Consider the following 18,055-nt stretch of genomic DNA (forward strand, 5'->3'; position numbering starts at 1 on the left):
CATATGAACAGGTAAATTAGTTAAAAATCTCAGTCTATACAGATGCGACAGAATTAAGAAAAGAGAGGAGGAACTTCATGAACATCAGTCAACTTGAAACGCTTATCATGATTTCCAAAACGATGAGCTTCCGCAAAGCCGGAGAACTTCTCAATTTGACGCAGCCGGCGGTATCCGCCCAAATCAAAAGTCTGGAGGACGAGTTCAAGACCATTCTGATCGACCGCAATCAACCCGTCACCCTAACCGACCGAGGGGCTGTTTTTTTGGAACATGCAGAGCGGATCTTGAATGTTGTCGAGGAACTGCGACAGAAATTGTACGATCTGAACGAAACGCCGCAGGGTCATATTGCGCTGGGCACTACAACGTCCATCGCCATTCAAATTTTACCGCGTGTACTTTCCTACTTTCAGGACCAATTTCCGCTCATCAAAACCTCCATTCAATCCATGGCTTCCTCCATGATTTATCAGCAGGTGGAAAACGGGCTTATTGATGTTGGCATCGGTTACTTGATCGAACGTAATCCAAATTTGAGCACTTCGATTTTGTATTACGATTCCTTTGAGCTTGTCGTATCGCCCACTCATCCATTGGCCTCCCAACCGCATGCTACCATTGAAGCCCTTCGGGAAATTCCACTTATTCTGCTCTCACCCGATACGGTAGGACGAAAATTCGTGGATGATGTATTAAAAAAACACCAAATAGTGCCTCATGTCGTGATCGAGTTGTCCAGCAGCGAGGAAGTCAAACGGATGGTCGAGATTAATCTTGGCGCTGCCATTATCTCTAGGCTGTCGGTCACTCCTGAGCTACGTGCTGGCACATTGAAAATGATCCAGATTACCGAACTGGAGGTTAGCCATCCGGTGGGGGTCATTTACAAATCCGGCCGATATCTGAACTCAGCCATGCAGCAGTTTCTAAGCGATCTGAAGGGGATGCCGGAAACGAATTTCACCAGTTCTGAATAACATAGTCCGCTATGAACACCCTACGAAATATAAACCTTGATTACGAAAGGAAGACAGGTTATGAAATTTGATCTGCACACCCATCATTTCCGCTGCGGTCATGCAGACGGCAACATTCGGGACTACATTGAAGCAGGCATTCAGTCGGGCTTACAAGCGATTGGCATTTCGGACCACTCTCCTTTCCTGTGCAGCGAACAGGATCAGGCTTTTCCGAAAATTTATATGGCGAAATCACAGCTTGCCGAGTACGTAGAAGAGGTGCAACAGCTTAAAAAGGAATACGAAGGCCGCATTGACGTCTTGCTCGGATTGGAGACAGATTATTTTCCTGATTATGTGGAGCTGTATCGCTCCACTCTGGCTCCTTATCCGTTTGATTACCTCATTGGGTCGATCCACAATGTTGAAGGGGACAGCATTTTTAATCGTAACCGTTGGAACAAACTAAGTGCCGCTCGTAAAATCGAGGTCAAGCAAGTCTACTATTCACTTATTCAGGAGTCTGCACGAAGCGGGATGTTTCAGATTTTGGGACATATTGACGCGATGAAGGGGAATTTTCCGGCCTTTTCAGATATTCCTGCTAATGAAGCGATTGATGAAACCTTGCGGGTGATTGCGGAATCCGGTGTAGCCATTGAAATTAACACTTCGGGTAAAACCAAACTGAGTGGCGGATGGTATCCGTCCGCATCTATTTTAGAAAGAGCGCACCATTTTGGCGTAGAAGTCACTTTTGGTTCAGATGCCCATAAACCTTCGCGGGTAGGCGAGGATTGGAACGAAGTGAAGGCGATGCTGAAGGATATCGGCTTCCGGGAATGGGTTTATTTTAAAGAAAAACGTAAAATCCCTGTAGCGCTTTAGTGGCGCTTTAAAATTTATTTAGGGTAGCGATCACCGCTCGCCAATCATTTGATCTTACGATCGCTATTGCAATGGGATTATTGGGGAATATATACTGCAAGGTAAGAATCCCATTGCAAAGGCGAACGCATTTATCTGATGACGTTCTCTTCTAAGCTCAAACTTAATCCTTCTTCATCATTGCTGGAGGTCACTTGGTTCGCATACTTTTTAACTTCGTCAGGCGCATTCCCCATTGCGATGCCCAGCCCTGCAAATTTCAGCATATCAATATCATTGAAATTGTCACCGATTGCCATGATTTCTTCCTTTTTAAGACCATAACGGCTGATTATCTGCTGAATTGCTTTAGATTTAGATGCATCTCCAGACATAATTTCCAGATAAGTGTCTTTTGATTTGTAAATGGATAGAGCGGCGTTGTCTTTCTTTAATACTCCTTCAAGCTCTTCGATTTCTTCAGTCGGACCCATACAGAGAATTTTATGCATTTCAGGGTTTGTGTTTATGAAGGTTTTAAGATTTGCCTGAGTAGGCTGGGAACCTATGATATCTTGCTCTTGAACAACCCATTTGTCTTGTGTATTTTCAACAACCCATTGATCATGGCTGTAGATGCTAATATGAATGTTTGAGAATTTGCTTTTTACAGCCTCATAAATGCCAATAACATTCTCTTGAGGCAAGCCTTTGCTGAAAATAGTTGTGTTGCTCCTACAGTCTATTACTAGGGAACCACTGTAGCAAATAATGGGTGAATCGATTTCCAATTCTTGTTGGAGTGGCAAGATTCCACTTGGCATTCTAGCAGAAACAAGGACAAATGGCACACCTAGGTTTGTTGCTTTTTGGACTGCAAGCTTTGTTTTCTCGGTTATCACATGATTAGAATTAATTAAAGTCCCGTCTATGTCACTGAAAACTGCTTTTATCTTTGTCATATTAGCCCCCCCTCGAAGTAATCTTTGACTGCCTTCCCTTCATTAATAAGTCTGATCTCAATGTTGTTTTCCTCAAAATTCTTTCTAAAGCTATCTGGTGGCTTTTCATTTGTAATGATCATGTCAATATCACTAAAATTAACACCCTTATAGGAGCTGATTTGATTAAATTTCCGTGAATCCGCCAACAGAATAACCTCTTTTGATCGTTTGGCTACTAAATCTTTGATGACCGCATCTTCAAAGTTTGAAAAATAGATGCCATCCTTTAAAATACCAGCTGCACCAAGAAAAACTTTATCAAAGTAAATATCATTTAACTGAGATGCCACATGAACATTGAAAAAAAAGCGATTTTCATGATTAAACTTTCCCCCTAGCAGGTATACATCGACCTTATTGTTGTTAGATAGTGCTTCTGCATTATCAAGGGAATGAGTATACACTGTAGAGCTTGTATTGAGATGATCACAAAGAAACTTCACTGTCGTTGAGACGTCCAGAAAACAAAGGTCACCTTTGTTGATATGAGAGGCAGCTATTTTCCCAATTATATATTTATCTTCAGCAGAAGCATTGATCCTTTCCTTATATGCTTTTATTTTGTCCTTAAACTGGGGCAGAGCAATACCTCCATGGGTTCGTATCGCGGCACCTTCATCCACTAATTTAATGAAATCCCGCCGGGCCGTGTCTCTGGAAATACCAAGCATATCGCATATCTCCTGATTCGAAATCATCTTTTCTCCCTGAAGCCTCTCAAGAATTTTAACTAACCTTTCTTCTTGATAAATAAGTATCACCTCCATACATCAATTATAAGCATTATTGCACGATTTGTTAAGTGATTTTAAGTATTTATCCGTTCCGATGAAGCCGCGGATTTTCTGCTTTGGCTCAGTCACTCTCATTTGACAGGACCCGTAAATGCTTGCTCCGACGATACTGTGAGGATCGGAGATGTCATTTCCACCATTGAGCAGATAACCGGAAAGCAAGCCGTAGTGAAAGAAAAAACGGAAGATGAGCATATGTCTCCATTCAGTATTGCGCAATCGTGGTACATGGATACAACCAAAGCACAGTCAGAGGGGGATTCGTTCCTTTCTCTCATGAATGGCTTCCAGAGCTGGTAACCAGCTTGATCCATTCCTGTAAATCGTAGGAACGGCCTGTAATCGCAGGTAGCTGCAATAGAAACACAAAAAAAAGGACCCGAAGCTTCGGGTCCCAGCAACTTATATTATTCAAAAGGGGGTCATGTCTGTATTGTACCCGTCCTGTGTTAGAGTTAGTTTGCAGTTATATTTCATCTCTGTAACAAAATATTCCACTGCCATTTTCATGCATAATCCCCTTGGGTAATTGAGAGCACCAATACACTCGGCACCTCTCCTGAATGATCATAGGCACTGATGGTGCGCAGCAGGCGCATCTTATTTTTGATCAGCACGCGCACCGAAGCCTGATTATCCTCTTGGCAACGACCTTCGATCCACCTGAGCTTTAAAGACCCGAAACCAAATCTCAGCATTTCTCCCACGACCTCTGTAGCCAGTCCCTGACCCCAGAAAGGACGATCCAGAATATATCCTAACTGTGCCTCACCTGCGTTTTCATTCCATTGCTGGAAAGAAGCGATACCGAGCAGCGGCGAGTGCCTGCGTTCATTGAGTTCATTGAGTTTATTGAGTTTATTGAGTTTATTGAGTTTATTGAGTTCGACGGGTTCGTTGTTTGCTCCTTTATTTCCCCCATGCCATTCCACCGCAAAATGCAGCGAATCCAGGGAATCCGCAGCTACTCTGATTTGCGCTACCAGACGCCGCATCCGCGCATCGACTGGCTTGCGAATCCGGTTCACATACCGAATAACCAATGGATCGGACAGCATCCTTTCCAGCGCGGGGTAATCCCCCGCTTGTAGCTGGCGCAACCGGACACGGTCGGTATACAGCTCCGGTAGCCCTGACCCTGAACGAAGCATTTCTCTGGTCAGCACAATGATCCCTCCTGCGAATGGATTGGCTTTTTGCAGCGAATAGGTTGCACACTCAATCCAGGTCCTGAATTCCCCGGTAAATGCCTGTGCGCAGCTCACGGATATAATACGGCAAAGAAGGTACTTCTGCTTCCTCTGCCTGTTTTACCGCCAGTTCTATATCGTAAGGCACACGTACAAACTGAATGGAAAAAGGTACAGGCTTCTCTTCTCCCATGTTCCCCTCCAAAATGCAGTAAGAAGCCTGAGTGACATCCAGCGGATTCCCAACACTGCCGACATTAAAAAGCGTTTTGCCCTGAAAATGCTGTATAAAGGCATTATGCACATCTCCATACCCCACGACATCCGGGGCAAAAGCGACTTTTCCACTTTCCTCGGCTAATGGGTCAAACATGGCGAGTCTTTTCTCCGGCTCATCCCATGGCTGCACGCGATGATATACACTTTGCGGCGAAGCATGCACCAGACGGATACGACGTCCGCTCATTCTGAAATCATGATGAAACGGCAACTGTGCCAAATACTGTAGCCGTTCTGTGCCCAAGCGCTCGGCTTGCCAGCTAAAATTGAGATCATCCGTAATACTAACCAGTTCATCCCAATTGCCACGCACGACCACCTCGCAATGTTGACGGACAGCCTCCAGAACCTCGCACGGGCTAGGCCCTTTGCCGATCAGATCCCCCAAACAAAACACACGGCTATTCTCTCGGGAAGCAATATCCTCCAGCACCGCCTCGCAGGCAGGCCAATTGCCATGTATATCTGAAATGACAGCAATACGATCCATCTGAATATCACTCCTTTGTCCGAAACAGCTACATACTACACTACATTCAAGCCTTCTTTATGTAGTTCCAAGCGTATGCTGGTGAAGATGAAAAAAATATAATGACCTATTGGCCAGATTTTAGCGTAATGGCACTAAGCTCTGGTCTGCATAGTACACGAATCGGCAGTTTGGTCATACCAATCCCCCTGCTGACGTAGAGCGGCATCCTGTTCTCCCCTACATGAAATAATCCCTGAATGTACTTGCGTCCACCGGGAGGCGGCATCGCTGCTCCGATAACAGGCAAGCGCACCTGTCCTCCATGCGTATGTCCCGACAGCTGAAGATCAAAGGACATTCGCGCCGCCACATCCGCATAATCCGGCTCATGCATCAGTAGCAGCTTGCACATCTCATCGGGGAGTCCATGAACGGCACGCCGTGGATTGGGCTTTCCCATAATGTTATCCTCTAACCCAACCATAGCCACACGCTGTCCCGCGCGCTCCACAATCGCATGTTCGTTTCTAAGTAACGTAAATCCGGTCTTCGGGTATAATTCCTGAACTCCAGCTGGTAAACCTCTATAATCATGATTGCCCAAAATGGCGAATTTGCCAAGAGTAGCGTGCATGGAAGCCATAACCGGAACAGCGGCTTTCATAGATACGGCATAATCATCTACAATATCACCTGTAAAACAGAGCAAATCCGGCTCCAGTCCTGCAATCCGGTCCGCAAGCTCCCGCAGGTCCTGCTCATCCATGTGAAAGCCCAAGTGTACATCACTAAAATGCACGATCCTGATACCGTCAAAAGCCGACGGCAGACGGGGCAAAGATAGCGTAAAACGTGTAATTTCCAAATGATTAGGCTCCCACAAGGAAGCGTATCCTCCGGTCAAAAGCGCGGTTCCGGCTGTCGCTAAAGCGGCTTTTTTCAAAAAACGGCGGCGCGAAGGATTGGCTGGCTCATTCGAAATGGAACGCCGCGAAGAACCGGGAGGGATAGCGGCCTCATCGTGTGGGCCATCCTGACTCTCGCGGCGGGTTTGCGGCGTCTTCTCCATATGCGTGCCCCCTTGCTATCTATTCAACTGATCTATTCAACTTGTAAAAACCCTCCACCTGTCCAGCCTCCTTTTCTCCAAAAACGATACACAATACCATAATTATACCATAACTGCTGTTCCGCTCTCCCCCTCCATGGTAACTCCAATCTGTTCTGAGCAGAAAAAAACAGGCTTTCTCCGGTTCAGGAAAAAAGCCTGTTTTGGTATAAAGCACTCGCTGCTCTAGTGCTATACGGTCAACCAGCGCTTGAACATATGCTTGGTCGTTTGCTTGTTCATTTCAGCAATGGAGGTTGTCAACGGAATACCTTTCGGGCAGGAACGCACGCAGTTTTGCGAGTTACCGCAGCCTTCCAGTCCATCGTCCTGCATCAATGCGTCCAGACGTTCTTCCTGGTTCATTTCCCCTGTCGGGTGGCTGTTGAACAGGCGAACCTGAGAGATCGCCGCAGGTCCAATGAATGTTGTCTTCTCGTTAACATTCGGGCAAGCCTCCAGGCAGACACCGCAGGTCATGCACTTGGACAGCTCATACGCCCATTGACGCTTCTTCTCTGCCATTCTGGGGCCAGCGCCCAGATCGTAGGTGCCGTCAATCGGAATCCACGCTTTGACCTTCTTGAGCGCGTTAAACATCCGGCTGCGGTCGATGACCAAATCCCGTACAACGGGGAACGTGCTCATCGGCGCAATGGTAATCGGTTGCTCCAGCTTATCGACGAGCGCCGCACAAGCCTGACGCGGCTTGCCGTTAATCACCATGGAGCATGCTCCACACACTTCCTCCAGACAGTTCGACTCCCAGCATACCGGGGCTGTCTCTTTACCATGGCTGTCCACCGGGTTACGCTGAATCTCCATCAACGCACTGATTACATTCATCCCCGGTCGATAAGTCAACTCAAATTCTTCCGTATATGGATTCGCATTAGGTTCATCCTGACGGGTCACAACGAACTTCACGGTTTTATCCGATTTCACTGCTTGCTCCGACATCTAATACACTCCCTTCCGTATCTTCCTTTTACTTGTTCTTGGAGTAATCCCGAATACGCGGCTTGATCAGCGAAACGTCCACCGCTTCGTACGAGATTTGCGGTCCTTCCGGTGTCCAGTCCGCAATCGTCGTTTTCAGGAAATCCTCATCGTTACGGTCCGGGAAGTCCGGTTTGTAGTGGGCTCCACGGCTTTCGTTACGCAACAGCGCCCCTTTGGTCATCGCTTCGGCCAACTCCATCATATTCCACAACTGACGTGTGAACGCCGCACCCGCATTGTTCCAGCGCGAAGCATCATTGATGTTAATGTTGGAATAACGCTCCTTCAGCTCCTTGATCTTGTGGATCGTAGCTTCCAGCCTGTCATTATAACGAACCACAGTCATGTTGTTCGTCATCCACTCACCTAGCTCTTTATGCAGAACATAGGCATTTTCTTTCCCGTCCATATGCAAAATACGCTCATACTTCTCCGTCTGCTGGTTGACCGCCGCATCGAACACGGAGGAAGCTATATCCTGTGCGGATTTTTTCAAGCCTTTGATATATTCCACAGCCTTCGGTCCAGCCACCATACCGCCATAAATGGCTGACAGCAGCGAGTTGGCACCCAAACGGTTCGCTCCGTGATACTGGAATTCACATTCCCCGGCGGCAAACAGCCCCGGAATATTCGTCATCTGATTGTAATCGACCCACATGCCGCCCATCGAATAATGCACAGCCGGGAAAATTTTCATCGGGATTTTACGCGGATCGTCACCAACGAATTTTTCATAAATTTCAATAATACCGCCCAGCTTCACGTCCAGCTCTTTCGGGTCCTTATGGGACAGATCGAGGTACACCATGTTCTCGCCATTAATGCCGAGCCCGTCATCGACGCATACACTGAATATTTCACGTGTCGCAATATCACGAGGGACCAGATTTCCATAAGCCGGATACTTTTCTTCGAGGAAATACCACGGCTTGCCGTCCTTGTACGTCCAAATACGACCGCCCTCTCCCCGTGCAGACTCGGACATCAGACGCAGCTTGTCATCCCCCGGAATAGCCGTCGGATGAATCTGGATAAACTCGCCGTTCGCATAGCGTACGCCCTGCTGATATACCGCCCCGGCAGCCGTACCAGTATTAATCACGGAATTCGTGGTTTTGCCGAAAATAATGCCGGGACCGCCCGATGCCAAAATAACCGCATCCGCTGCAAAGGTCTTCACTTCCATCGTGCGCAAATCCTGCGCACAGATGCCGCGACAGATACTCTCATCATCGAGTACAGCCTGTAAAAATTCCCAATTTTCATGCTTGGTCACCAAGCCCTCGGATTCCCAGCGTCGTACCTGCTCATCAAGTGCGTACAGAAGCTGCTGCCCTGTCGTCGCTCCGGCAAAGGCTGTTCGATGATGCTGCGTACCGCCGAAGCGGCGGAAATCCAGCAGTCCTTCCGGTGTCCGGTTAAACATGACACCCATGCGGTCCATGAGATGGATAATCCCCGGAGCCGCTTCGCACATCGCTTTTACAGGAGGCTGGTTTGCCAGAAAGTCGCCGCCATATACTGAATCGTCAAAGTGAATCCACGGTGAGTCGCCTTCGCCCTTCGTATTCACCGCGCCGTTGATGCCACCTTGAGCACAAACGGAGTGGGACCTTTTGACCGGAACCAAAGAAAATAAATGAACGTGAACTCCTGCCTCTGCCGCCTTGATCGTAGCCATTAGACCCGCTAGACCGCCGCCCACGACAATAATGTTGGATGCTGCCATTTCTGCTCACTCCTTTTTTTCAGGATCTTATTTTATCGTTTGAATCCCTCGTTTACAGTAGCTGTTGAATAGCGCTGCTTTGCACCCATGCGGTTGCTGTTTCCTGAAATTGCGCGCTCCGGAATGCCAGCAAGGAAGCGATGAAGCCGATGGATACAACTACGAACAAGGTCATGCAGATATAGGAGGACACTTTTTGCGCACGAGGTCCCACCGTAATCCCCCAACTGACCATAAATGCCCATAGTCCATTAGCAAAGTGAAAGGATGCCGAAACGACACTGATTAAATAAAGGATAAAATAGACCGGATTCGTCACAATGCCATGCATCACACCGCCTAGCTCCTCATGTGTTACATTACCCAGGGCCACCTGAATACGTGTATCGTATACGTGCCAGATAATGAACACGAACGTAATCACACCGGAAATGCGCTGGAACAGAAAGCGCCAGTTACGCGAATAGCCAAAACGTTTGACATTCGGATCAGCCTGATAAGCGATATACAAGCCATAGATTCCATGGAACAGCAGTGGCAAGTAGATAAATAACGTTTCAAGCACAATAACAAGCGGCAGACCATTCAGGAAGGCCACGCTGCGATTGAATCCTTCCTTGCCGCCCTCCACCGCTGAGAAGTTGGTCACCAAATGCTCTACAAAAAACAGAGCCAGCGGAATGACGCCAAGAAGCGAGTGCAGCTTTCTGGAATAAAATTCTCTCATCTAGGTAATGCTCCCTTCTCCTAATAATAACGTTTTCAATAGTAATATAACATATAAAATGACAGTTCACGACAAGAAATGTCCAATAAGGCGCCCCTTAAAAGGAAAAACAAAAGTGTGAACATCTTGTGTCGCTTTCATGTTACTCCTTTTCAGCTTATAATGGAATTGCAATATACGTATTAATTGTTATGTCTTTTTTGCATATAGAGAGGAAGTGGATGATTTGTTTGAGGATTTGAATGCTTTTGCCGTCATTGTCGAGCAATCCAGCCTGAATAAAGCCTCCAAGCTGCTTAATCTGTCCCAGCCCGCCCTGTCCCGCAAAATCGCCAAGCTGGAGGAAGAACTGGGTGTGAATCTCTTTGATCGGCGGGGCAAACGACTCGAAATTACATCAACAGGCCGATTTGTATATACATTCGCGCTGGAGCAACGGCAACGGCAGCTCCGCTTTTTGCAAAAGCTGTCCCAGCACAAAAACGAAGCCCAGAGCATGCTTACACTGGGTGCGAGTCTGACGACACTCCAAACGACGCTGCCTACGCTCGTCGAAGCTTTCATGAGCAAGCATCCCCAAACCGAGCTGAAGCTGCTCACGGGCAAAACCCATGAAATCGTCGCTTTTGTACGCGACAAAAAAGCAGACGCCGGTATTGTCGGGTCTGCCATTCATGAGGCCGGATTGCGTTGCATTCCGCTGTTTGACGATCACTTGGAGCTAGTCGTTCCGATCGGGCATGAATTAACGATGAAGACGGGAACGGTCTTGATGAAAGACCTGCAAGGATTACCGATGATTATTTTTTCCAAAGGAACCTGGTACCGCAGTCTGACGGATGACCTGTTCCAGCGCAGCAGCATCATGCCGGATATTCGTATGGAAATCGACTCGTTCGAGGCGATTGTGCGCCTGCTGCCGACCTGCAAGGCTTCCGCATTGCTGCCCAAATCCTACTTGCGCAGCGAGCTGCTGCGGGATAATGGGCTGACCGCGCTGTACTTGCCTGATTTGAAGGAGACACGGCGCACCACCTCCCTCATCTACTCGGAGACGACCGATCTGGGGCCGACAGCACGGCGCTGGATCAGCGAGACGCGGGCATCGTTTGCGGGCTATCGTATGGTATAGAGGAGATTAGCCTTCCTCATTCACGTTAACGACTTCATCCTCGAAGCGGCCGATATTCTCATTGGAGCCAATGATGACCATAATATCGTCCGCTTTTAGCCGATCCATCGCTGTTGGTGCAATCAGGATACCGTTCGCCGTATGAAGCGCCACGATGCTGCAACCAAAGCGAGTGCGGGCATTCAGCTCAGATAGCGTTTTGCCATGCAGACATGCAGGGACGTTGAGTTCCACAATACTGTATTCCTTGGACAGCTCCAAATAATCAAGCAAATTAGGCGTGACCAGTTGATGCGCGACCCGTATCCCCATATCCCGCTCCGGATAAATGACCCGGTCCACACCGAGCTTTTCCAACGCCCGTCCGTGCAGCACAGAAATTGCTTTGGCAACGACTTTGCTCACACCCAGCTCCTTCAGCAAAATGGCAGTTAGGATGCTGACCTGAATATCAGCACCAATTGCAACAATGCCGCAATCGAAATTGCGGATGCCCAGTGATCGTAGTGAATCCTCATCTGTAGCGTCCGCCACGACGGTGTGCGTCAACAGCTCACTCATACTGTCCACAACATCCTCATTCCGGTCGATGCCAAGCACCTCGCACCCCATATCTACCAATTGCAAAGCCAGGCTTGAGCCAAATCGTCCCAAACCAATAACTACAAACTGCTGCGTTTTCATATCTACTCGAAAACTCCCTTATCCTATAATCATTTTGCCTTCCGGATGACGATATAATTCCTTACCCTTTTTCGGAGTCATTGCATAAGCGAGCGTGAGCGGACCTAATCTGCCCGCAAACATCGTCAGGGTAATGACCAGCTTGCCTATAACTGTCAAATCAGGTGTAAGCCCCATGGACAATCCCACCGTCCCAAATGCAGACACCGTCTCGAACAATATCATCAGAAAATGATGATCTTCGGTTGCCGACAAAATCATCGTCACGCCAATCACAAACAGCAGCCCCAGCAGTGTAATGGTCAAAGCCTTGTAAATTCGCCCCTGCGCAAGCCGATATTTGAACAGCACAATATCCTCCCGACCCCGCAGCATCGAAATCACGGCTCCAATGAGCAGCGCGAACGTTGTCGTCTTAATCCCGCCCCCAGTAGAGCCAGGAGAGGCACCAATAAACATCAATATAACGATGAAAAACTGCGTGGCCTGTCGCAAGCCAGCGATATCTAACGTATTGGCACCTGCGGTGCGCGGTGATACGGACTGGAATAAAGATCCCAGCAGCTTTCCACCCCAATCCAGCGGGCCCAATGTCTTCGGATTGGTAAACTCGAATACAAAGATGACGAGCGTGCCGACTACAATCAGAGCAGCCGTCATACTGAGTACCACCTTGGTTTGCAAGGACAGTCTCTTGCGCTTGCGATATTCAGTCAGGTCCGACATCACGACAAAGCCAATGCCACCCGAAATAATCAGAAACATAGCTGTAAAATTAACAATCGGATCATACACATAACCTGTCAGGCTGCGAAAGTGACCAAATAAATCAAAGCCTGCATTGTTAAACATGGAAATCGCATGCCAGATTCCAAAATAAATCGCCCTGCTTACAGGCATATCAAAGGACCAGCGAATCGCGAATATCGTGGCGCACACGCCCTCAATAATTAGCGAGTACAGCAACACCCTACGAATCAATCCGACAATTCCCTCAACAGAAGTCTGATTCATCGCTTCCTGCAAAATCAGGCGCTCCCGCAAGGAAATACGACGCTTGAACACCAGCGCAATCAAAGTAGCCATCGTCATAAAGCCGAGACCGCCAATCTGGATCAGCGCAGCGATAACCACCTGACCAAAGGTGGTAAAGAAGGTGCCGGTATCCTTAACGACAAGACCTGTCACACAGGTTGCGGAGGCAGCTGTAAACAAAGCATCTATAAATGCAAGCGGCTTCCCCGCTGTATTGGAAATCGGCAGCATTAACAACAAGCTACCGATAAGAATGATAATGGCAAAGCCCGCAACGAATATCTGCGGTGGAGAAAGCCGAAGCCATCTTGCATGGGGATTCATCTATTTATCACTGCTCCTACTTGGTGAATTATGAACATGGAGACGCTCCGGGTGCAGATTGTTCTTCCGATTGCTGTTACCCCCGGATTTTTTTCTGATTTTATAAGCCCTTTTAATGGTTAAAATCCGGTGGTAAAGGCAAACGCTGGCGCTTCTTCAGAACAATTCTGCCCCCTCCGCTACTACCAGCTCATAAAATCACCAATCTCTTTTCAGTTTCTTTAGTCCGTTTTTTTAGCAAACAGAAAAGTATCCGCAAAGGAAGCAGCGCAGCGTTCCATTTGAATCTGGAGAAGCGGTAGCGCTCGCCTTTGTCTCTGAATTTTAACCTTAACAGGGTTTATCTAATCCAATAAAACTCAGTGACAACAGCGATCGGAAGATCAAATGGAGCGCGAAGCGGACTTAACTCAGCAACGTTTTAATCGCACAAAAAAAGACACCGGAAAACCGAATGCCTGACTGGGTTCCTGCTCACAGCCTAAAAGGTTAGCTGGCGGATTCGGGCTGCACAGTATGCCCTATTCACACTTCCAGTCCAAGACCGGCTGTAACATCCACCCCAGTAACATAGTTCCCCCATTTTCCTAAGAAATTCGGCTCAAATGTATATCGTTACCTATGTATTTCATATCCATTGCCTCAAGATTATAATCCTTCTATATACAGAGCACAAAGCCGGTTTCGTCTTAAATTAGTGGTAATTGGAGAATAGGACTCCTTTAATCGCAGCTTATCTTATTTTATTGAAACTTTAAAGTGCTTTCACTCCATTTTCATGAATATCGTAGGTCTGTTGGCGAGAACCTGTGCAGTATGATATCTTTAATGGATGTTCTTATTTACAGATTAAGGAGGAAACTCATGAATCCTATCGGGAAACCGGTCGTGCTCACGGCCAACTTCAAAAGATTAGGCTTGCTGGGCGGGATTGGCCTGATTTGCTTTTTTGTCTTTCAATTGCTTATTCCCTCGTTGAGTAATCCGAATCCGGAGGCACTGACGAGCGCCAAGGTCATCAGCAAGCAGGAAGCTGTCTTACACGCGCTGGACTTTGCCCGCTCCAAGCTGGGGTATACCGAATCGCAGCCTGAAAAGCCTATTGTGACCTATCAGGCTGAAACGGATCTGTATGGTTATTTATCCAGGGAAAAGCTGCTTCAACAGTATGACCGTACATGGAAAAAAAGTTATCCTTACGAGACCTTCCGGGTTGACTTGCCAGAACCTTCTTCCAAAAATAAACTGCAAATTCATGTGGATTTGTCCACAGGCAAAGTTGTTAGCTTTAAACGAATCACCTCCAGCACCAGTTACACACAAGCTGATGTTTCTACGGATGAGGAGGAACGCAGCAGGCTTATACGTGCAGCCGAGGGAGACATGACGCTGGAAGCGAAGAAACAGGCAGCAGGAATCTGGGTAAAACGCTTTGGCTTTAAACCGTCGGACTTGAAGCTCGCGACCGCTGAAGGCGAGGGTGGGTTGAAGTATACCGTGGACGATAAGAAAATCGGCTCCTCGGTGCTTACGCTCGCGTTTACGTTTGAAGACGGGGATGTGCGCTCGTTTACACAAAGCTTTTCTGCCCCACCATCCTATACGGATTATGTTAAAAAACAAACGTTCTGGGCTAATTGGATGACCTATGCAGGCTATGCTTTATTTAGCTTGGCGTTAGGCATACTTGCCATCGTATACGCTTCACTCACACGACGTCACACTTCCTTTGTACGTGGCATTGTTCTTTCTGTTGTATATTTTATTGCCAGCATAGCTGGGACATTAAACATGCTACCTATACTGCAAGCCGAAGCAGGTAGACGGGGCATGCTTGTTTTTCTCATGGTTATGCAAATGGTTATTACTTTCGTCATGGCCGTATCGCTCTACTTCTCCTTGGTCGGCGGTGACGGGCTGATGCGCAAGATTGGACTGAATGCATGGCCACGCGCCAAAGAGCCAGGCTACGGGCTATACGTACTTCGCAGTATGTATGTGGGCTACTTGTGGGCATTTATTTTACTTGGGGTGCAATCCATTTTGTTCTTTGTACTGGAGCGCACGTTTAATACGTTCTCCACAACCGATGCCACACAATCTCCTTACAACATGGCTTATCCATGGCTACTGCCGATTATGGCCTGGATGGCAGGTATTGGAGAGGAAGCCGTATACCGTCTGTTTGGTATTCCGATGGTGAAAAAGATGGTGAGGAATACTTTTGTTGCCTGTCTGATCACCACACTGATTTGGGCACTGGGGCATACTCTGTATCCTGTATACCCAGTATTTTCCAGACCAATCGAACTGACCTTCCTTGGATTGCTGTTCAGTTTTGTGTTCCTGCGTTATGGCTTTATTGCCGCCATGTTCAGCCACGTTATTTTTGACAGTATTTTGATGGGTCTTAGCGTGATGAGTTTGGGAAATACGGTAAACCTGACCGCAGGTTTGTTCTGGATCGTACTACCGGCCATCGTGGGCTACATCATTTACTGGTTTAGTCCAAAGAAGCCCAATCGAGTCATGTTTGAGCCCATAAAAAAAGAAGAGCCGTATTCTACGACTCCTCCTCCCGAAGGGCAGCTATAATCTGACGCGCAAGCTTATCACCGATAGAGAGAGGCCGGAAGTCTTCGACGCTGGCCTCTCTTATTTTTTTAAGTGAGCCAAAATGCTTAAGCAGCAGCTTACGCCGCTTCTCGCCAATTCCCGGAATCGAGTCCAAACGAGAGGTTACCATGGATTTGCCCCGTTGCTCACGATGGAATGTAATGGCGAATCGGTGGACCTCATCTTGAATCCGTTGCAGCAGGTAAAATTCTTCACTGTTACGGGCCAGTGTCACGGCCTCGGGAGAATCCCCCACCAGTAGTTGAGAGGTTCTGTGCTTGGCATCCTTCACCAGACCACACACAGGAATGAACAAACCTAACTCATTCTCCAGCACATCCACAGCAGCCTTAATCTGTCCACGTCCACCATCCACGACGATCAAGTTCGGACGCTCCAGGTTTTCCTTAAGCACACGTTCATATCGACGCCGAATGACCTCACGCATCGTTTCATAATCATCCGGCCCTTGCACCGAACGGATTTTATATTTACGGTATTCTTTCTTGGCAGGCTTGCCATCAATGAACACAATCATCGCTGAGACTGGATCGGAGCCCTGTATGTTGGAGTTATCAAACGCCTCCACCCGATGCAGGCTATCCAGTCCAATTGCACGTCCCAGATTACTTGCTGCCTTGGAAGTCCGTTCCTCATCCCGTTCAATCAGCTTAAACTTCTCATCCAAAGCGACCCGTGCATTTTCCGTAGCCATACCTGTCATTTGCTTTTTCAGTCCACGCTGAGGCACCAGTACCTTTACATCCAGCCATTCAGCCAGAGCTAGAGCCGCCGTAGCTGGTTCCTCCAGCCCGCCCGACAGTTGGGTTTCTGTGTGGTCTCGGTCCATTGCTTCTCCATAAGAAGCACGCTCCTCTGCCACCAGCAGTACATCAGTGAGACGCTCGGACGAATGCTCTACATTTTGCACATCCGATACTGCCCCTGCTTCTTGCGCAGCATCGTTACTGGTCTGTCCGATTCCCTCGGTTGTTGCACGGTGAGGAACAACTTCCGCCACAGCGGATTGACCGACATCACCCTGTTCCGCCTGCTTCATCAGCTTCGGTGTATCCGGTAGCAATATTTCCTGCGGCACCGCCGGGTTATCACTATAATATTGTGTTACATAGGACATAAAATCGCTGTAAGCCTCGCCGTAAAAAGGAAACGTAGACATATGCCGCTCGATCATTTTGCCTTTACGAACATATAGGATCTGCACACACATCCAGCCCTTATCCACCGAAAATCCGAATACATCGCGGTCCTTCGCGTCGGCTGTCGTGATTTTCTGCTTTTCCATCATCACGTCAATGCTGATAATCTGGTCGCGCAGCTCCTTGGCACGCTCAAAGTACAGTTCCTCTGCGGCCTCCTGCATTTTGCGTTGAAGATCTTTTTTAATTTCCTCATGCCCACCGCTCAAAAAGGAACCGATCTCCTGTCCAATCTGGTCATACGCTTCCTTCTCAACCTCTTTCACACAAGGCCCCAGGCATTGATGCATATGATAATAAAGGCACACTTCCTTCGGCATCACACCGCACTTGCGTAACGGGTACATACGATCCAGCAGCTTCTTCGTCTGATGTGCCGCGTAGGAATTGGGATAAGGGCCAAAATATTTTGCTTTATCTTTCAGAACGCGCCGGGTCACCTCTAGCTTGGGGTGCTCCTCGTTCGTAATTTTCAAATACGGAAAGGTTTTGTCATCCTTCAACAGCACGTTATAGCGCGGCTGATGCTTTTTAATCAGGTTGCACTCCAGAATGAGCGCCTCCATATTACTGCCCGTTACGATATATTCAAAATCACGGATGTCGGAAACCAGTCGCTGCGTCTTGCCGTTATGGCTCCCTGTAAAATAGGAACGGACACGGTTTTTCAGCACTTTGGCCTTGCCGACATAAATGATGGTGCCCTCGCTGTTCTTCATCAAGTAACAGCCCGATGCATCCGGCAGCAACGCTAATTTGTGCCGTATGTTCTCCAGCGCCTTTTCCTGATTCCGCAAGTCCTCCGCATAAGATTCCATTCGCCCAGTTCCTCCTTCCATTCTTAAATGACTGCTCGACTACTATATAATGTGCAGGAATAATAATACACAAAAACGCCCCCGGTATT

16 protein-coding genes and 1 riboswitch are annotated in these 18,055 nt (G+C 47.8%); of the genes, 5 read left to right on the plus strand and 11 right to left on the minus strand.

All coding sequences use genetic code 11. The annotated features are described in order from the left end of the window. Window positions 1-77: 77 nt before the first annotated feature. Together ACWGOO_RS16260 and ACWGOO_RS16265 are read left to right on the plus strand one after the other, a co-directional pair. The gene (locus ACWGOO_RS16260; RefSeq protein ID WP_452485080.1) at window positions 78-980 is read left to right on the plus strand and encodes a LysR family transcriptional regulator; all 903 of its coding nucleotides are present in this window, start codon (window positions 78-80) and stop codon (window positions 978-980) included. 60 nt (window positions 981-1,040) lie between these two features. Then, entirely contained in the window at window positions 1,041-1,850 is an 810-nt protein-coding gene (locus ACWGOO_RS16265) for a histidinol-phosphatase (RefSeq protein WP_452485082.1), read from the plus strand. Window positions 1,851-1,981: 131 nt separating this feature from the next. Here ACWGOO_RS16265 and ACWGOO_RS16270 read toward each other — a convergent pair whose 3' ends face one another. Together ACWGOO_RS16270 and ACWGOO_RS16275 are read right to left on the minus strand one after the other, a co-directional pair. Then, window positions 1,982-2,791: a Cof-type HAD-IIB family hydrolase gene (locus ACWGOO_RS16270; protein ID WP_452485083.1), complete on the minus strand. Its 810-nt coding sequence runs from the start codon at window positions 2,789-2,791 to the stop codon at window positions 1,982-1,984. Continuing rightward, the gene (locus ACWGOO_RS16275; RefSeq protein ID WP_452485085.1) at window positions 2,788-3,600 is read right to left on the minus strand and encodes a DeoR/GlpR family DNA-binding transcription regulator; all 813 of its coding nucleotides are present in this window, start codon (window positions 3,598-3,600) and stop codon (window positions 2,788-2,790) included. Before ACWGOO_RS16275 ends, ACWGOO_RS16270 begins: the two co-directional genes overlap by 4 nt. 102 nt (window positions 3,601-3,702) lie before the next feature. On the opposite strand from ACWGOO_RS16275, the gene ACWGOO_RS16280 reads away from it, so the two are divergent. Continuing rightward, window positions 3,703-3,927, plus strand: coding sequence for a hypothetical protein (locus ACWGOO_RS16280; protein WP_452485087.1), 225 nt, complete (start codon window positions 3,703-3,705; stop codon window positions 3,925-3,927). 206 nt (window positions 3,928-4,133) lie between these two features. On the opposite strand, the gene ACWGOO_RS16285 is transcribed toward ACWGOO_RS16280, so the two are convergent. The 6 genes from ACWGOO_RS16285 to ACWGOO_RS16310 form a co-directional block, all read right to left on the minus strand. Next, window positions 4,134-4,793 carry a GNAT family N-acetyltransferase gene (locus ACWGOO_RS16285; protein WP_452485089.1) on the minus strand — a complete coding sequence of 220 codons (660 nt, stop codon included), beginning with the start codon at window positions 4,791-4,793 and terminating at the stop codon, window positions 4,134-4,136. A 52-nt stretch (window positions 4,794-4,845) separates the two neighbouring features. Further along, entirely contained in the window at window positions 4,846-5,586 is a 741-nt protein-coding gene (locus tag ACWGOO_RS16290) for a metallophosphoesterase family protein (RefSeq protein ID WP_452485091.1), read from the minus strand. Between the two features lie 106 nt (window positions 5,587-5,692). Then, complete coding sequence (locus ACWGOO_RS16295) at window positions 5,693-6,637, minus strand: metallophosphoesterase (RefSeq protein WP_452485093.1); 945 nt, start codon at window positions 6,635-6,637, stop codon at window positions 5,693-5,695. Between the two features lie 231 nt (window positions 6,638-6,868). Beyond that, complete coding sequence (gene sdhB / locus ACWGOO_RS16300; RefSeq protein WP_452485095.1) at window positions 6,869-7,636, minus strand: succinate dehydrogenase iron-sulfur subunit; 768 nt, start codon at window positions 7,634-7,636, stop codon at window positions 6,869-6,871. 28 nt (window positions 7,637-7,664) lie between these two features. Beyond that, window positions 7,665-9,410 (minus strand): succinate dehydrogenase flavoprotein subunit, encoded by a 1,746-nt coding sequence (sdhA, locus tag ACWGOO_RS16305; RefSeq protein WP_452485097.1) that lies wholly within the window; start codon window positions 9,408-9,410, stop codon window positions 7,665-7,667. 52 nt (window positions 9,411-9,462) lie between these two features. Then, entirely contained in the window at window positions 9,463-10,137 is a 675-nt protein-coding gene (locus ACWGOO_RS16310) for a succinate dehydrogenase cytochrome b558 subunit (RefSeq protein ID WP_452485099.1), read from the minus strand. A gap of 226 nt (window positions 10,138-10,363) precedes the next feature. Here ACWGOO_RS16310 and ACWGOO_RS16315 point away from each other — a divergent pair, with 226 nt between their 5' ends. After that, complete coding sequence (locus tag ACWGOO_RS16315; RefSeq protein ID WP_452485101.1) at window positions 10,364-11,269, plus strand: LysR family transcriptional regulator; 906 nt, start codon at window positions 10,364-10,366, stop codon at window positions 11,267-11,269. 6 nt (window positions 11,270-11,275) lie between these two features. On the opposite strand, the gene ACWGOO_RS16320 is transcribed toward ACWGOO_RS16315, so the two are convergent. After that, window positions 11,276-11,953, minus strand: coding sequence for a potassium channel family protein (locus tag ACWGOO_RS16320; protein WP_452485103.1), 678 nt, complete (start codon window positions 11,951-11,953; stop codon window positions 11,276-11,278). Window positions 11,954-11,971: 18 nt separating this feature from the next. Then, a complete protein-coding gene (locus tag ACWGOO_RS16325) occupies window positions 11,972-13,312 on the minus strand; it encodes a TrkH family potassium uptake protein (RefSeq protein WP_452485105.1) in 1,341 nt (446 codons plus the stop codon). Window positions 13,313-13,775: 463 nt separating this feature from the next. Continuing rightward, window positions 13,776-13,924: riboswitch (cyclic di-AMP (ydaO/yuaA leader) on the minus strand. Between the two features lie 252 nt (window positions 13,925-14,176). Here ACWGOO_RS16325 and ACWGOO_RS16330 point away from each other — a divergent pair. Further along, on the plus strand, window positions 14,177-15,907 hold the full coding sequence (locus ACWGOO_RS16330) for a CPBP family intramembrane glutamic endopeptidase (protein WP_452485107.1): 1,731 nt from the start codon (window positions 14,177-14,179) through the stop codon (window positions 15,905-15,907). Here ACWGOO_RS16330 and uvrC read toward each other — a convergent pair. Continuing rightward, window positions 15,876-17,966: an excinuclease ABC subunit UvrC gene (gene uvrC / locus ACWGOO_RS16335; protein ID WP_452485109.1), complete on the minus strand. Its 2,091-nt coding sequence runs from the start codon at window positions 17,964-17,966 to the stop codon at window positions 15,876-15,878. The genes ACWGOO_RS16330 and uvrC overlap by 32 nt on opposite strands. Window positions 17,967-18,055: the final 89 nt, after the last annotated feature.

Source organism: Paenibacillus sp. NPDC055715 (genome assembly GCF_053617595.1).

What these genes read in the sequence shown, in the direction of transcription:
- ACWGOO_RS16275 (WP_452485085.1), bottom strand. Translation starts at nt 3,600, where the DNA reads ATGGAGGTGATACTTATTTATCAAGAAGAAAGGTTAGTTAAAATTCTT.
- sdhB (WP_452485095.1), bottom strand. Translation starts at nt 7,636, where the DNA reads ATGTCGGAGCAAGCAGTGAAATCGGATAAAACCGTGAAGTTCGTTGTG.
- ACWGOO_RS16325 (WP_452485105.1), bottom strand. Translation starts at nt 13,312, where the DNA reads ATGAATCCCCATGCAAGATGGCTTCGGCTTTCTCCACCGCAGATATTC.
- ACWGOO_RS16270 (WP_452485083.1), bottom strand. Translation starts at nt 2,791, where the DNA reads ATGACAAAGATAAAAGCAGTTTTCAGTGACATAGACGGGACTTTAATT.
- sdhA (WP_452485097.1), bottom strand. Translation starts at nt 9,410, where the DNA reads ATGGCAGCATCCAACATTATTGTCGTGGGCGGCGGTCTAGCGGGTCTA.
- uvrC (WP_452485109.1), bottom strand. Translation starts at nt 17,966, where the DNA reads ATGGAATCTTATGCGGAGGACTTGCGGAATCAGGAAAAGGCGCTGGAG.
- ACWGOO_RS16265 (WP_452485082.1), top strand. Translation starts at nt 1,041, where the DNA reads ATGAAATTTGATCTGCACACCCATCATTTCCGCTGCGGTCATGCAGAC.
- ACWGOO_RS16260 (WP_452485080.1), top strand. Translation starts at nt 78, where the DNA reads ATGAACATCAGTCAACTTGAAACGCTTATCATGATTTCCAAAACGATG.
- ACWGOO_RS16330 (WP_452485107.1), top strand. Translation starts at nt 14,177, where the DNA reads ATGAATCCTATCGGGAAACCGGTCGTGCTCACGGCCAACTTCAAAAGA.
- ACWGOO_RS16320 (WP_452485103.1), bottom strand. Translation starts at nt 11,953, where the DNA reads ATGAAAACGCAGCAGTTTGTAGTTATTGGTTTGGGACGATTTGGCTCA.
- ACWGOO_RS16310 (WP_452485099.1), bottom strand. Translation starts at nt 10,137, where the DNA reads ATGAGAGAATTTTATTCCAGAAAGCTGCACTCGCTTCTTGGCGTCATT.
- ACWGOO_RS16290 (WP_452485091.1), bottom strand. Translation starts at nt 5,586, where the DNA reads ATGGATCGTATTGCTGTCATTTCAGATATACATGGCAATTGGCCTGCC.
- ACWGOO_RS16295 (WP_452485093.1), bottom strand. Translation starts at nt 6,637, where the DNA reads ATGGAGAAGACGCCGCAAACCCGCCGCGAGAGTCAGGATGGCCCACAC.